This window comes from Streptococcus mitis (assembly GCF_019929545.1).
In the GTDB taxonomy this organism is placed as follows: domain Bacteria; phylum Bacillota; class Bacilli; order Lactobacillales; family Streptococcaceae; genus Streptococcus; species Streptococcus mitis_BU.
Genome location: NZ_JAHZPT010000004.1, coordinates 26312 through 40174, shown reverse-complemented (window position 1 = coordinate 40174; position 13863 = coordinate 26312). Strand labels below are relative to the sequence as shown.

At 38.9% G+C, this 13863-nt stretch carries 15 protein-coding genes, 1 pseudogene and 1 other annotated feature; of the genes and pseudogenes, 5 read left to right on the top strand and 11 right to left on the bottom strand.

Annotated features, from left to right (window positions below):
• Window position 1 precedes the first annotated feature (1 nt).
• The 3 genes from K1I71_RS02225 to K1I71_RS02215 are packed head-to-tail and all read right to left on the bottom strand — an operon-like array spanning window position 2 to window position 2245.
• A complete protein-coding gene (locus K1I71_RS02225) occupies window positions 2-889 on the bottom strand; it encodes an RluA family pseudouridine synthase (protein WP_223330100.1) in 888 nt (295 codons plus the stop codon).
• Entirely contained in the window at window positions 879-1340 is a 462-nt protein-coding gene (lspA, locus tag K1I71_RS02220; RefSeq protein ID WP_223330099.1) for a signal peptidase II, read from the bottom strand. Before lspA ends, K1I71_RS02225 begins: the two co-directional genes overlap by 11 nt.
• Window positions 1337-2245 carry a LysR family transcriptional regulator gene (locus K1I71_RS02215; protein ID WP_001025697.1) on the bottom strand — a complete coding sequence of 303 codons (909 nt, stop codon included), beginning with the start codon at window positions 2243-2245 and terminating at the stop codon, window positions 1337-1339. The genes lspA and K1I71_RS02215 overlap by 4 nt, the downstream gene beginning before the upstream one ends.
• Between K1I71_RS02215 and K1I71_RS02210 the strand changes: the two are divergent.
• A pseudogene (locus K1I71_RS02210) lies at window positions 2238-2312 on the top strand (AraC family transcriptional regulator); the annotation flags it as partial. The gene K1I71_RS02215 and the pseudogene K1I71_RS02210 overlap by 8 nt on opposite strands.
• Before the next feature lie 175 nt (window positions 2313-2487).
• Here K1I71_RS02210 and K1I71_RS02205 read toward each other — a convergent pair.
• The 5 genes from K1I71_RS02205 to K1I71_RS02185 all read right to left on the bottom strand — a co-directional run bounded on the left by K1I71_RS02205 (window position 2488) and on the right by K1I71_RS02185 (window position 5077).
• The gene (locus tag K1I71_RS02205) at window positions 2488-2898 is read right to left on the bottom strand and encodes a DUF5301 domain-containing protein (RefSeq protein WP_070842947.1); all 411 of its coding nucleotides are present in this window, start codon (window positions 2896-2898) and stop codon (window positions 2488-2490) included.
• A gap of 308 nt (window positions 2899-3206) precedes the next feature.
• On the bottom strand, window positions 3207-3500 hold the full coding sequence (gene rpmA / locus K1I71_RS02200; protein WP_000916509.1) for a 50S ribosomal protein L27: 294 nt from the start codon (window positions 3498-3500) through the stop codon (window positions 3207-3209).
• Window positions 3501-3516: 16 nt separating this feature from the next.
• A complete protein-coding gene (locus K1I71_RS02195; RefSeq protein WP_000613699.1) occupies window positions 3517-3861 on the bottom strand; it encodes a ribosomal-processing cysteine protease Prp in 345 nt (114 codons plus the stop codon).
• Window positions 3862-3876: 15 nt separating this feature from the next.
• On the bottom strand, window positions 3877-4191 hold the full coding sequence (rplU, locus tag K1I71_RS02190) for a 50S ribosomal protein L21 (protein WP_000109141.1): 315 nt from the start codon (window positions 4189-4191) through the stop codon (window positions 3877-3879).
• Between the two features lie 35 nt (window positions 4192-4226).
• Window positions 4227-4314, bottom strand: a sequence feature (ribosomal protein L21 leader region).
• A 58-nt stretch (window positions 4315-4372) separates the two neighbouring features.
• Window positions 4373-5077 carry a YoaK family protein gene (locus tag K1I71_RS02185; protein ID WP_223330098.1) on the bottom strand — a complete coding sequence of 235 codons (705 nt, stop codon included), beginning with the start codon at window positions 5075-5077 and terminating at the stop codon, window positions 4373-4375.
• Window positions 5078-5218: 141 nt separating this feature from the next.
• Here K1I71_RS02185 and K1I71_RS02180 point away from each other — a divergent pair, with 141 nt between their 5' ends.
• The 3 genes from K1I71_RS02180 (at window position 5219) to K1I71_RS02170 (ending at window position 8191) form a co-directional block, all read left to right on the top strand.
• Complete coding sequence (locus K1I71_RS02180) at window positions 5219-6196, top strand: Gfo/Idh/MocA family protein (RefSeq protein ID WP_223330097.1); 978 nt, start codon at window positions 5219-5221, stop codon at window positions 6194-6196.
• Entirely contained in the window at window positions 6193-7275 is a 1083-nt protein-coding gene (locus K1I71_RS02175; protein WP_223330096.1) for a DEAD/DEAH box helicase, read from the top strand. Before K1I71_RS02180 ends, K1I71_RS02175 begins: the two co-directional genes overlap by 4 nt.
• A gap of 535 nt (window positions 7276-7810) precedes the next feature.
• Window positions 7811-8191, top strand: a complete 381-nt coding sequence (locus K1I71_RS02170; protein WP_223330095.1) for a hypothetical protein — start codon at window positions 7811-7813, stop codon at window positions 8189-8191.
• A 318-nt stretch (window positions 8192-8509) separates the two neighbouring features.
• On the opposite strand, the gene tuf is transcribed toward K1I71_RS02170, so the two are convergent.
• Window positions 8510-9706 carry an elongation factor Tu gene (gene tuf, locus K1I71_RS02165; protein WP_001040726.1) on the bottom strand — a complete coding sequence of 399 codons (1197 nt, stop codon included), beginning with the start codon at window positions 9704-9706 and terminating at the stop codon, window positions 8510-8512.
• Between the two features lie 207 nt (window positions 9707-9913).
• Window positions 9914-11023, bottom strand: a complete 1110-nt coding sequence (locus K1I71_RS02160) for an AI-2E family transporter (protein ID WP_223330094.1) — start codon at window positions 11021-11023, stop codon at window positions 9914-9916.
• A 102-nt stretch (window positions 11024-11125) separates the two neighbouring features.
• Between K1I71_RS02160 and pbp3 the strand changes: the two genes are divergently transcribed.
• Window positions 11126-12367, top strand: coding sequence for a D-alanyl-D-alanine carboxypeptidase PBP3 (gene pbp3, locus K1I71_RS02155; protein ID WP_223330093.1), 1242 nt, complete (start codon window positions 11126-11128; stop codon window positions 12365-12367).
• 83 nt (window positions 12368-12450) lie between these two features.
• Here pbp3 and sufB read toward each other — a convergent pair whose 3' ends face one another.
• Window positions 12451-13863: a Fe-S cluster assembly protein SufB gene (gene sufB, locus K1I71_RS02150; protein ID WP_000797054.1), complete on the bottom strand. Its 1413-nt coding sequence runs from the start codon at window positions 13861-13863 to the stop codon at window positions 12451-12453.

Genomic DNA, 13863 nt, shown 5'->3' with positions numbered 1-13863 from the left:
CTTACTTTCTCAATCTCTCCAAGGTTTCCTTAAAAATCTCTGGGATATCTGCTGTACATTCCAAAATCTCACCTGTTCTCGGATGAGTAAACCCTAAAGTCTTGGCATGAAGAAATTGCCCATGCCCTTTCAAAGTCTTGCGAGGACCATAGACTTCATCACCAGCGACTGGATGACCAATATAAGCCATGTGGACACGGATTTGATGGGTACGCCCTGTCTCTAGCTGCAACTCCACTAAGCTATAATCGCCAAAGCGTTCCAAGACGTGGAAACGAGTCACTGCAGGCTTCCCTTTAGCAGTCACAGCCTGTTTCTTACGATCTTTTTCACTACGGCCAATCGGAGCTTCAATCACACCACGATCATTAGGCAAATTTCCATGAACAATCGCCCAATATTTGCGGAGAGACTTTTTATCCTTGAGTTCTTGGGCAAGTGCTAGATGCGCCTCATCGTTTTTAGCAATCATGAGAAGGCCTGACGTATCTTTATCAATACGGTGAACAATTCCTGGACGCAGAACCCCATTGATACCCGATAAGTCCTTAATATGATACATAAGGGCATTTACCAGAGTTCCACTAATATGACCAGCACTCGGATGCACAACCATCCCCTGAGGTTTATTAACAACGGCCACATCCTCATCTTGGTAGATGATTTCTAGTGGAAGATTCTCAGGCACATACTCTAAAACCTCTGGCTCTGGTACATGGTAAGTGACGATATCACCCTCTTGAACTGTGTATTTAGCTTTCTTGACTTGGCCATTGACCAAGACCTGACCTGATTTGATTTGTTCATTCGCGAGACTACGTGATAATTCTGTCAAATCCGACAAAGCCTTATCCAAACGCAGGCCACCAATTTCAATTTTAATTTCCATTTATTTCCTCTTTTAACATTGCAATCAATAAAATAATCACTCCAACAGTCAGATAGCTATCTGCCACATTGAAAATTGCAAAATTGATAAAGTCCACATGAAACATATCCACAACAAAGCCCTGACTCACCCTGTCAATAAAATTTCCAAGACCACCTGCAATGATCAAAGTCAAACCCAAGACCATCCAGAATGAGTCCTCCATGTGTTTATGTAGATACCAAATGGCACCTACCACGACAACCAGGGTAATGACAGCGAATAACCACTGCTGATCTTGTAAGATAGAAAAGGCTGCACCTCGATTTTGCAGGTAGGTCAAACTAACGAAATTGGGAATCCAAGAGCGTACTTCACCCAGTGGGATCTGCTGGACGATATAGGATTTTACCAACTGATCAAGCCCAATCAAAAGTAGTACAATGACTGCCACTATTCCTCTTTTTTTCATGATTTCCTCTTCTGATTAAAATATTCTTGCATGACTTCTACGAAGAGAGTCCCAGCTTGACTCAGCTCCACTTCTTCACGTTTAACATAGACCATGCGATTATCTAGGTTATCCTTGAGACGAATGACTGTAATCCCATTGACACTGTCACTATCTAAAAATCCGGAACCTGTTGCATAAGCGTCCGTCCGCTCCAAAATACCATTCAAAGTAGCACGGTCTGTCACATTGAACATCTGCGAGCTCGCACTGGTATCAACAAAGTTCTCTGAATAATAAAGGTACTCATCTTTCTCTTGAGTGAAACGAACCGTTGGTAGATCAGCTAAATCCTCCATAACCAATTCCTCTTTCTGAGCCAAAGGATGCCCCTCGCGGAGATAAATGTGGGTATGGAAGGAAATCAATTCAATGACCTCCAGACCTAGCTTTTCAACCCGTTGCATAATACCTTTTTTATTTTGATTGTTGAGGTAGATAATCCCAATCTCACTATGCCCTTGCGCTACTTCATCTAAAATTTGAACAGTAGTTGATTCAAAAATACGAAAGTTCTTATAATCAGGATAGCGCTCTGAAAAGGCCGTAATGGTTGGTGGCAAGAAGTCATAGTGCTGACTAGCAATGGAAAATTCATCCTTTTCTTCCTCAGGATTGGCATACTGATTTTGAAAAATATCAAATCCTTTAACCAATTCTTGCGCTTTTTCATAAAATTCCATACCACGACGAGTCAAGAAAGTCCCTGAGCTGGTCCGACGGAAAATCTTAAAGCCCAACTCTTTTTCCAAATCACGAACAGAAATAGACAGACTCGGCTGACTAACATACATCTTTTCAGCAGCTTCACGAAAAGTACCGCTATTCGCAATAGCCACAACATAGCGTAATTGTTGAATGTTCATCTTCTACCCCCAACTTCTTTATCTTTTCATTATACCATATTTTAGAAGTTTTCCAAAAAGGAAAAAAGTCTGGAAATTTTCAAGTCTAAGCGAATACTCTAATACCCCAATACAAGAATTAGAATGATATCTTTTTTCAGTCCTCATTTTATTTCAAACAAATAAAAACAGCAAATCTTGTTGATTTACCGTTTAAAACATGATACAAGAAAACTCTCTAAAAATTTCTTTTATTCTATAAATCAACTAGAATAAGCTTCTTCAACCCTATTCGCTATATCTGGACTTACCTCCCAAATCCCAACATAGGGTTGTTCAATATATTGTTTTTCTTTCATAGTATATAGATAGGCTACACTATCATTTTCTTCATTCTGATGAGAGAATTTGATAATGATGTAATCTTTAACATTTGTCGGTTGATCATTTAAACTTTCTAAAGTTGTGGAGGTGGACTGCTTCTGTATCTCGTCAATCAATTTTGAGATTTCTTCTCTCTTGGTTATAGTTTTAATATCTTCAGAGATTTTTTTCTGCAGGGAAATTACAGAGATCGTTTCAGGTTCAGGAAGAACAAGTTTTTTCTTACTGACACAAGCAGATAAAACAAGAAAAGAGATTGAACAGACTATTATAGTGATAATTTTTTTCATACAGGTTTACATCCTTTCCATATTTCTGCTAGCTTACTAAGATAAAATTATTATATCAAATCTTAGCAATTTTTACAATATCTTATTCCCTTATAAAAATTGTTCCTGTAAAAGTTTTACATTCAACTATTTTATGATTGTAAAATGAAGTAGCCGACAAATTCGCTTCTTACATTGGTTTTTAAAATATGGGTATCAAAACAAAAAAATAGGCTCCCCGAAAACTCGGAAAGCCTTAGTTTATGCTACTTCTAGCTTCCTCGCCTTTATATTTCAAGGCTCGGGATAAAAAGGTTCACTGGACCTTTTTATTTAGCGATTGGGTAAACAGAAACTTGTTTTTTATCGCGTCCTTTACGTTCAAAGCGTACTACGCCTTCAACTTTAGCGAACAAAGTATCGTCTCCACCACGTCCAACGTTTACACCTGGGTAGATGTGTGTACCACGTTGACGGTAAAGGATTGATCCACCTGTTACAGTTTGTCCGTCAGCTGCTTTAGCTCCAAGACGTTTCGCTTGTGAATCACGTCCGTTTGATGTAGAACCTCCACCTTTTTTGTGGGCGAAAAGTTGCAAGTTGTTAAGAGTCATTTTTAACATAATGTTTTCCTCCGTGTTAGTTTTCTGTGATAACTCTGGTTTGGACGAACTCAGAAGAGTTCTCCGATAAGTTTGCCATACCTAAGAAAAATGATTCAAAGAATAACTGAGTCATTTCTCTCTGGTGTGAAGGAAGATCTTTTGGAATTTCAACCATCAGATAGCCACCTTCATCTTCGTTTAATTCTAGGATTGGTTCATAGCCTGCAAATTTCTCAATAGAATTGATAAAGTTAATGGCAAGCGTAGAAACCGATGCACACACGACATCTAAGCCGTATTCGCCACTCTCGGCGTGTCCAGTAATTTCCGCACTCCTCAGCTCGCCATCTTCGGCTCTCTCAAAGACTGCTTGTATCATGTGTTCTCCTTAAAATTAAGCGTTAATTGCGTTGATGACAACTTTTGTATATGGTTGACGGTGACCTTGTTTACGGTGGCTACCTTTTTTAGGTTTGTACTTGTAAGTAACAACTTTCTTTTGTTTTCCTTGTTTTTCAACAGTTCCAACTACAGTAGCTCCAGCAACAAGTGGAGTTCCGACAACAGTGTTTTCACCACCAACAAGAACAACTTCGTTAAAAGTAACTTCTTGACCAGCTTCAACGTTCAATTTTTCAACGTAAACTGCTTGACCAACTTCAACTTTAACTTGTTTTCCGCCAGTTTTGATAATTGCGTATGTGCTCATTATGCACCTCCTATGATTTTTATGGGTTTCCCCGATTTTTTGTGAAGACTCGCCTAGCATCGTGGGACAAACCACTTAAACTTGAATAATCAAGCAACGATGTTCGTGCGGTTGCACAGGATCGTGCATAGTCAACTCTTCAAGTATAGCATATCTCCTATTTTCTTACAAGTAATAACACCTAAAATGAAGCTTTTTCTTTTACTTTTTTCCGCCACGAGGCAAAAAGCATGCTGAGGTAAAAAATGCTCATCATAATAGGAACACCAAGAATGGTCTTTTCATGATAGAAAATCGTCAAATAAGCTGAAAAGACAACGCCAAGGACAAAACTACTAAGTAAGCTAACAAATATGAACCCTTCACGTAAAAAAGGAGTGTGCTTGGTTCGGAAATAATCTCCAAAAGCCAGCATGGTCCGTTTGATATTCCCTGTCATAAACGCGTTATTATAAGCTATACCTGATACTTCTCCAAAAGCAGTTGTCACCAGGCCCATACAAAAGGCCAAAGGCGGTACTAGATAGATATTATCTACAGTTTGCGGTACAAAACCAATAATGATTGATAAGATTGCCAAAGGAATCAGTGACAGAATTGGCTTTTTCACAATTCTCAATTTTTCCTTATAAACAGTTAATAAAAAGACCCCCATCATAAAAGCTAGTAAGGTCATTACTTTGGCACTGGCATCTGACACATTGTGTTGAATGAGTCCCACTGATAGAAAGACGACATTCCCAGTTTGTCCAGCTACAAGAGTGTTCCCTCGCACAATAAACGTATAGGCATCTACATAACCTGCACAAAAAGTCAAAAAAAGCGCTAGCCTCTTAGACTGACGTGATATTTTTCTTATAGGTAATAACCTCATTTTCCCTCCCATTTCATTTACTCATCTCATTATTGTACCACTTTCTTTGAAAAAGGCCTAGTAGCTTATTTGAAATTTTTTACCCTCTGTTGGATAGTCCCGTCTATCTATGTTATAATGAAAGAAGGATTTGAAATCGGAAAAGGAGTAACTATGCTTAAATTAGGTGTCATAGGAACAGGGGCTATCAGCCACCACTTCATAGAAGCAGCCCATTCCAGTGGAGAATACAAGCTGGTCGCAGTCTATTCTAGAAAACTAGAAACTGCAGCAACCTTTGCTTCTCGCTACCAGAATATCCAACTCTTTGATAAAGTAGAGGACTTCTTCAAGAACTCCTTTAATGTGGTCTATATTGCTAGCCCAAACTCCTTGCATTTTGTTCAAGCCAAGGCTGCCTTGTCTGCTGGTAAGCACGTCATTCTTGAAAAGCCAGCTGTCACTCAGCCACAAGAATGGCTAGATTTGAGACATACCGCTGAGAAAAATCACTGTTTTATATTCGAAGCAGCCCGCAATTACCATGAAAAAGCTTTCACTATCATCAAAAACTTTTTAGCAGACAAACAAATTTTGGGAGCAGATTTCAACTATGCCAAATATTCTTCCAAAATGCCTAACTTGTTGACTGGGGAGACACCAAATGTCTTCTCAGACCGTTTTGCTGGTGGAGCTCTTATGGATTTGGGGATTTATCCTCTCTACGCTGCCGTTCGTCTCTTTGGAAAAGCTAAGGATGCAACCTATCAGGCTCAACAGCTTGACAATAGCGTTGACATAAATGGAGACGGAATTCTCTTCTATCCTGACTTTCAAGTTCATATCAAGGCCGGGAAAAACATCACTTCCAATCTCGCTTGCGAGATTTATACGACAGATGGAACCCTGACGCTCAACACCATCGAACATGTCAGCTCGGCTATTTTTACCGACCATCAAGGCAATAAAGTCCAACTCCCTATCCAACAGGCTCCTCATACGATGACTGAGGAAGTCGCTGCATTTGCACACATGATCCAGCAACCAGATCTGAATCTCTACCAAACTTGGCTGGAAGATGCAAGTTCAGTTCATGAGCTACTATATACTATGCGCCAGACTGCTGGCATTAGATTTGAGGCAGAAAAATGAAAACCAAACTACCTACTGAATGGCAAGAACTAAGTGACCAACTCGGTTTCCAAGAATTCACCTCCATTCAAACTCAACTATTTGGGCCCATTCTTTCTGGAGAAAATCTCCTAGGAGTGAGCCCAACAGGAACTGGTAAGACCCTAGCTTACCTTCTACCAAGTCTTCTCAGACTACAAAAGAAAAAAGCCCAACAACTCTTGATTCTAGCACCAAATACAGAGCTTGCTGGACAGATTTTTGACGTATGTAAAACGTGGGCTGAAGCTATCAGCTTGACTGCTCAGCTCTTCCTATCAGGCTCAAGTCAGAAACGCCAGATTGAACGCCTAAAAAAAGGACCAGAAATTCTGATTGGAACTCCTGGCCGTATCTTTGAACTCATTAAATTGAAAAAAATCAAGATGATGAATGTGGAAACCATCATACTAGATGAATTTGACCAATTGCTCGACGATTCTCAGATACACTTTGTCGAGAAAATTACTCACTACGCACCTCGTGACCACCAACTCGTCTACATGAGTGCGACGACCAAGTTTGACCAAGAAAAGATTGCGTCTAACACACGTACCATTGATCTTTCTGACCAAAAATTGGACAATATCCAGCACTTTTACATGCAGGTAGATCAACGTCACCGAGTGGATATGCTACGAAAACTAGCTCATGTTGAGGATTTCCGCGGTCTGGTCTTCTTTAACAGCCTATCAGACCTTGGAAGTGCAGGAGAAAAACTACAGTATCGGGATATCTTGGCTGTTTCTCTAGCTAGTGATGTCAATGTCAAATTTAGAAAAGTCATCTTAGAAAAGTTTAAAGATAAGCAACTAACCCTACTTCTTGCAACAGACCTTCTGGCACGTGGAATTGATATCGATAGCCTAGAATGTGTCGTAAACTTTGATGTTCCTAGAGATAGCGAGACCTACACTCACCGTGCTGGCCGTACTGGCCGTATGGGCAAGGAAGGTTATGTTATTACTCTCATCACTCATCCAGAAGAACTTAAAAAACTCAAAAAGTTTACAAGTGTACGAGAAATTGTCCTAAAAAATCAAGAACTCTATGTAAAATAAAGCCCTCATTGAGGCTGGGCAAAAAGTCTTTAAAATCAAAAACGCATAATATCAGGTATTGAACCTTGATATTATGCGTTTTATTGTGGGAAATTTTACTTCATTTTCTCCTAAAATTGAGTTTTTATCTAGCCTCTTTTTTGTAAAACTACATAAGATTCGTAGTAAAAAAACTCTCCAACTATTTTATTATACCATATAAATTAATAAATAAATAGACTTGTTTTTTTATTTTTTTGACGTATACTAATAATAGAAAACGCTTAAAATTAAATAAAAGGAGATTTTATGAGGAAAGTAAATAAGGACATTTTATTCTTAACCGGAATCATAGTTTTATGTTTTGGTTTTTTATTATTTCACATCAACCCCTATTATGCTGGACCCGATGAGACACTGAAAGGAAGAATAAATTTATTCTTTTGGCAGCTATATTGGAGACCTATAGGAACTCTCAGTATCCTTTCGGGTTGCATTATGACTTTCAAAGGATTGAAAAAATAATCTTTTGATCATGAAGAATAGACATTTTTTTATGATTAAATTGAAATTATTGTTTTTCTCTGTTCTATCAAATCTATTTTTCTTAGTCACAACATCTACGGTTTTTGCTGATGTCTATCCTTGCACAAATTATGAAATTGTATCTAATCGTGTTGTAAAAGATATCAACACAGGAGAGTTATTGTCATTTTATACGACTGAACTTAGAGACGCCTATTTAGAGTCTAAATCTACGTATCAGACTCGTTCTAATGCAACTGGTGTTGCAGACTATAGAACTAGCTCCTCTCACTCTTATAAGAGCAGCGCTACATCAGGATCTCTAAGTTCAACTGCTTATGGTGGAAAAGCTGGAGCTACCCTAACTTTAAGTGCAGCTGTTAGCTTTTCTGCTCCTGAGTCTGGATTTTGACTTAGTTTAAATCACTCAGTATCCCATAACGTACCACCCTACACTTATGGTTACATCAGGCTAAAAGCATCTTACATAGTAAATGTTCGTAAACTAGAAGTTAGATACTTAGGAACTAACAAATGGGTTCCAGCTGGTGAAACCTCTACTATATCGAATGTTAGTGTTTGGAGCGAACTAGTCACTTGAAAATAACTTATTAGATGGATCTGGACTTTATCAGGTCTATCTTTTTATTTTTTTAAAAAAAGAACCTTGCAAAGCAAGATTCTTTTAGTGTCTGACTTAAATAATTGTTCTTCTGGGAACTAAATCGAATTAAGCTTCGATTTCTGTAACCATACCTGAACCAACAGTACGTCCACCCTCACGGATAGAGAATGTAGTACCTTGTTCTACGGCGATTGGGTGGATCAACTCAACGTCGATTGTCACGTTATCACCAGGCATTACCATTTCAGTACCTGCTGGAAGTTCGATTGAACCTGTAACGTCAGTAGTACGGAAGTAGAATTGTGGACGGTAGTTGTTGAAGAATGGAGTGTGACGTCCACCTTCTTCTTTAGTAAGGATGTAAACTTCACCTTTGAATTTAGTGTGTGGGTTGATTGAACCTGGTTTAGCGATAACTTGTCCACGTTCGATTTCGTCACGTTGAACACCACGAAGAAGTACACCTACGTTATCTCCGGCAAGACCTTCGTCAAGTTGTTTACGGAACATTTCAACACCAGTAACAACTGCTTTTTGAGTTTCTTCTTTGATACCAACGATTTCGATTTCGTCGTTGACTTTAACGATACCACGGTCGATACGTCCTGAAGCAACTGTACCACGTCCAGTGATTGAGAATACGTCTTCGACTGGAAGAAGCAATGGTTTGTCAGTGTCACGTTCTGGTTCTGGGATGTACTCATCAACTGTGTTCATCAATTCCATAACGATGTCTTCGTATTTAGTGTCACCTTCAAGGGCTTTAAGAGCTGAACCTTGGATAACTGGAAGATCGTCACCTGGGAAGTCGTATTCTGACAATAGGTCACGGATTTCCATTTCAACCAATTCAAGCAATTCTTCGTCGTCAACCAAGTCAACTTTGTTCATGAAGACGATAAGGTGTTTAACACCAACCTGACGTGAAAGAAGGATGTGCTCACGAGTTTGTGGCATTGGTCCGTCAGTTGAAGCTACTACAAGGATAGCTCCGTCCATTTGAGCGGCACCAGTGATCATGTTTTTAACGTAGTCCGCGTGTCCTGGAGCGTCGATGTGAGCGTAGTGACGTTTTTCAGTTTCGTACTCAACGTGCGCAGTGTTGATAGTGATACCGCGTTCGCGTTCTTCTGGAGCAGCATCGATAGACGCATAGTCTTTAGGTTGGTTAACTGATGAAGGCAAGCGACGTGCCAAAACAGTTGTGATAGCTGCAGTTAGGGTAGTTTTACCGTGGTCAACGTGTCCGATAGTACCAATGTTAACGTGTGGTTTACTACGATCGTATTTTTCTTTTGCCATTTGAGTAAAAGCCTCCAATAAAATATATTTTATAGATAGACAGTAGGCAATACAGTCTAACTTTCCTTACTATTTTATCAAATTTCAGCTAAATTGCAAGTGTTTTACAAAGTTTTTGTGAATTATTCTTAATCAACTAATTCTAAACGACACTTCTACTCCTATCACCTAGCTAAACAAAAAGAAAAATCAGGAATTTCCTGACTTTTACTTGGCTAATTCTCTTTCTCGTTCTTTCATTATTTTATGATTTTCATACAAACGTGATAAGAACTTAGAAATTTCTTTTAAGATAGAATAGGTTGGTACAGCGACAATCATACCAATGACACCATAGATATTACTTGATAACAAAAGTAATACTAAAATCGTAATTGGATGAACCTTCATTACCCCACCTACGATTCGAGGGTAGAGGATATTTCCATCCACTTGTTGAATAATTAGCATGTAAACAACTGCAATCAGCATTCTATGCGGATCAGTAAAGACATTGGCGATAATCATCGGAATCAAGCCAATACTTGGTCCCACATAAGGAATGAGATTGGCTAATCCTGAAAAGATGGCGAAGACCAAAGCATATTTTAAACCAATCACGCTATATCCGATAAAGGCCAAACAACCAATAATAATCGCATCAATGGCGACTCCACTAATATAGCGAGCAATTGTTGCATTCAAATTTTTTAAGAGGCCTGCAATATGCAATTTATCTCTCTTTAAAACAGTACGTTCAAGCATCGGTAAAAATTTGTGACCATCCAACAAAAAATATACCAAAAACACAGGGGTCATGATAATAATCAAAATGGTACTAAAGAGAGCTGATAGGACACTTCCGACACTATTGGTAACACTATTTAGGATATTTTGTAGAATATCTACATAGGATAGGTTTAACTGTTGAATAGTCGCTTGAATATCCAAATTTTGAAAGGCTGGATATGTAGATAAATCCACAATCAGATCTTGCAAACGACTGTAAATTGTCTGACTTGTTGCTATCAAACTAGTCAACTGATTAATCAAAATCGGTAAGAGATAGACTACCCCAATAACAAGGCCCCAGACCAAGGCACACAAGGTTAGTAGAATCCCAATGATACGATTAATTTTGAAATATTTTTGTAAAAAGCTAACAATAGGATTGGTCAAATAATATAAAAAACCACCTAGAAGAAAAGGAATCATGATGGTGTTCGCTACGCTCACAAAAGGTGTAATAATTGATCCCATCTCTCTCCATAAGTAAAAGATGATTGTTAATAGTAAAATCTCACTGGTCCAAAAAAATAATTTATTCTTACGAAACATGAGCTACCTCCATTCATCTATTTTACCATACTTTCAAAAAAGCTTCTTTCTTATATCATGAAACTGGGAATATTTTTTTCTTTATGTTAGAATAAACTTACTATGAAAAAAATAATTTTAACTCTATTAAGCCTATCCCTTATTGGCTCTGCATCTACCGTTGCTGCCCAAGATTTTAATATTGCTGCTAAACATGCAATTGCTGTTGAGGCAAATACTGGTAAAATTCTCTATGAGAAAGATGCAACCCAGCCTGTTGAAATCGCTTCTATCACAAAATTGATTACGGTTTATCTTGTCTATGAAGCCTTGGAAAACGGAAGTATTACACTATCTACCCCAGTAGATATTTCTGACTATCCTTATAAGTTAACGACAAATTCCGAAGCAAGTAACGTTCCTATGGAGGCTCGTAATTATACTGTCGAACAACTACTTGAAGCAACATTAGTATCTAGTGCTAATAGTGCAGCTATTTCCCTAGCAGAGAAAATTGCTGGCTCAGAAAAAGACTTTGTGGACATGATGCGTGCAAAACTCTTGGAATGGGGAATCCAGGATGCCACTGTTGTCAATACAACTGGTCTGAACAATGAGACTCTTGGGGATAACATTTACCCTGGCTCTAAAAAAGATGATGAAAATAAGCTCAGTGCTTATGATGTTGCAATCGTTGCTCGCAATCTCATCAAAAAGTACCCACAAGTCTTGGAAATCACCAAAAAATCGTCTTCTACTTTTGCTGGAATGACAATCACTTCTACAAACTACATGTTAGAAGGTATGCCTGCTCATCGTGGTGGTTTTGATGGCCTTAAGACAGGAACGACAGACAAAGCTGGTGAATCTTTTGTTGGTACTACTGTCGAAAAAGGCATGAGGGTTATCACAGTTGTTTTAAATGCAGATCATCAAGATAATAATCCTTACGCTCGTTTTACAGCTACATCTTCCCTAATGGATTATATTTCTTCTACATTCACACTTCGCAAAATCGTTCAAAAAGGCGATGCCTATCAAGATAGCAAAGCTCCTGTACAAGATGGAAAAGAAGATGCGGTCACTGCCGTTGCCAAAGATGATATCTCTCTAATTGAACGTGTTGGAAGTCAATCTTCCCAATCTGTTCAATTCACACCTGATTCTAAAGCAATCCCTGCACCACTTGAAGCTGGAACAGTGGTTGGCCATTTGACTTATGAAGACAAGGACTTGATTGGTCAAGGTTATATTACCACAGAACGTCCTAGTTTCGAAATGGTAGCAGAAAAGAAAGTTGAAAAAGCCTTCTTCTTAAAAGTTTGGTGGAATCAGTTTATCCGATTTATCAACGAAAAATTATAAAAAAATCGCGATTTAAACCGCGATTTTTTTGTTATAAGTTCAGCTTCAAAGTCCTTGATTTTGGGTAAATTTAAAATCAAATTTTATCCAACTGATCCTTCCATCTCATAGCTAATCAAGCGGTTGAGCTCAACTGCATATTCCATTGGAAGTTCTTTTGTGAAGGGCTCTACAAATCCCATGACAATCATCTCGGTTGCCTCAGATTCTGATAATCCACGGCTCATGAGGTAATAGAGTTGTTCTTCTGAAATCTTAGAAACCTTGGCTTCGTGTTCCAAAGCCACTTGCGAATTATGAATTTCATTAAATGGAATGGTATCTGATGCTGATAAGTCATCCATGATAATGGTATCACATTCGATGTGAGAGACAGATTTCTTAGAGTTCTTGTTAAAGGTTACTTGTCCACGGTAGTCAACCTTTCCTCCGCCTTTAGCGATGGATTTGGACACGATAGACGAGCTTGTGTGTGGAGCATTGTGGATCATCTTAGCACCAGTGTCTTGGTGTTGCCCAGCATTAGCAAAGGCAATAGAAAGCATGGTACCACGCGCCCCTTCTCCATCTAGGTAAACAGATGGGTATTTCATGGTTGTTTTGGCACCCAAGTTACCATCAATCCACTCAACAGTGGCATCCTTTTGAGCCTTAGCACGCTTTGTTACCAAGTTATAGACGTTATCAGACCAGTTTTGGATAGTCGTATAACGCATATAAGCTCCATCCAAGGCAAAGATTTCTACAATGGCAGCATGCAAGCTGTTACTTGAATAAGTTGGCGCTGTACATCCTTCTACATAATGGACACTTGCTCCCTCATCAACGATAATCAAGGTACGTTCAAACTGACCAGTATTTTCGTTGTTGATACGGAAGTAAGTTTGAAGTGGAATATCCACTTTGACCCCTTTTGGTACGTAGATAAAGGTTCCACCTGACCATACTGCTGAGTTAAGAGCTGCCAACTTGTTATCAGTCGGCGGTACCAACTTAGCAAAGTATTGTTTAAACAAGTCTGGGTATTCCTTGAGGGCAGAATCCGTATCTGTAAAGATAATACCCAATTTCTGGAACTCTTCCTTCATGTTGTGGTAAACCACTTCTGACTCGTACTGGGCAGAGGCTCCTGCTAGATAAGCACGTTCAGCTTCTGGAATCCCGATTCGTTCAAAGGTTTCTTTGATTTTTTCAGGAACTTCGTCCCATGAACGGGCTGGTTTATCAGATGGTTTTTGGTAGTAGATTAAGTCATCAAAATCAATCTCTGACAAGTCTGCTCCCCAAGTTTGCATGGGCATTTTTTTGAAAGTTTCATAAGACTTCAAACGGAATTCTAACATCCACTCAGGTTCTCCCTTTGCAGCTGATAGTTCACGAATGACATCTTCATTCAATCCTTTTCCTGTCGATAGGACAGGCTCTACATCATCATGGAAACCAAATTTATATTCACCAAGGTCAATTGGTTTTGGTTCTACTCTTTCTTCAGCCAT

Coding starts and splice junctions, on each gene's coding strand:
- K1I71_RS02225 (WP_223330100.1), bottom strand. CDS start 889: ATGGAAATTAAAATTGAAATTGGTGGCCTGCGTTTGGATAAGGCTTTG.
- lspA (WP_223330099.1), bottom strand. CDS start 1,340: ATGAAAAAAAGAGGAATAGTGGCAGTCATTGTACTACTTTTGATTGGG.
- K1I71_RS02215 (WP_001025697.1), bottom strand. CDS start 2,245: ATGAACATTCAACAATTACGCTATGTTGTGGCTATTGCGAATAGCGGT.
- K1I71_RS02205 (WP_070842947.1), bottom strand. CDS start 2,898: ATGAAAAAAATTATCACTATAATAGTCTGTTCAATCTCTTTTCTTGTT.
- rpmA (WP_000916509.1), bottom strand. CDS start 3,500: ATGTTAAAAATGACTCTTAACAACTTGCAACTTTTCGCCCACAAAAAA.
- K1I71_RS02195 (WP_000613699.1), bottom strand. CDS start 3,861: ATGATACAAGCAGTCTTTGAGAGAGCCGAAGATGGCGAGCTGAGGAGT.
- rplU (WP_000109141.1), bottom strand. CDS start 4,191: ATGAGCACATACGCAATTATCAAAACTGGCGGAAAACAAGTTAAAGTT.
- K1I71_RS02185 (WP_223330098.1), bottom strand. CDS start 5,077: ATGGGAGGGAAAATGAGGTTATTACCTATAAGAAAAATATCACGTCAG.
- K1I71_RS02180 (WP_223330097.1), top strand. CDS start 5,219: ATGCTTAAATTAGGTGTCATAGGAACAGGGGCTATCAGCCACCACTTC.
- K1I71_RS02175 (WP_223330096.1), top strand. CDS start 6,193: ATGAAAACCAAACTACCTACTGAATGGCAAGAACTAAGTGACCAACTC.
- K1I71_RS02170 (WP_223330095.1), top strand. CDS start 7,811: ATGATTAAATTGAAATTATTGTTTTTCTCTGTTCTATCAAATCTATTT.
- tuf (WP_001040726.1), bottom strand. CDS start 9,706: ATGGCAAAAGAAAAATACGATCGTAGTAAACCACACGTTAACATTGGT.
- K1I71_RS02160 (WP_223330094.1), bottom strand. CDS start 11,023: ATGTTTCGTAAGAATAAATTATTTTTTTGGACCAGTGAGATTTTACTA.
- pbp3 (WP_223330093.1), top strand. CDS start 11,126: ATGAAAAAAATAATTTTAACTCTATTAAGCCTATCCCTTATTGGCTCT.
- sufB (WP_000797054.1), bottom strand. CDS start 13,863: ATGGCTGAAGAAAGAGTAGAACCAAAACCAATTGACCTTGGTGAATAT.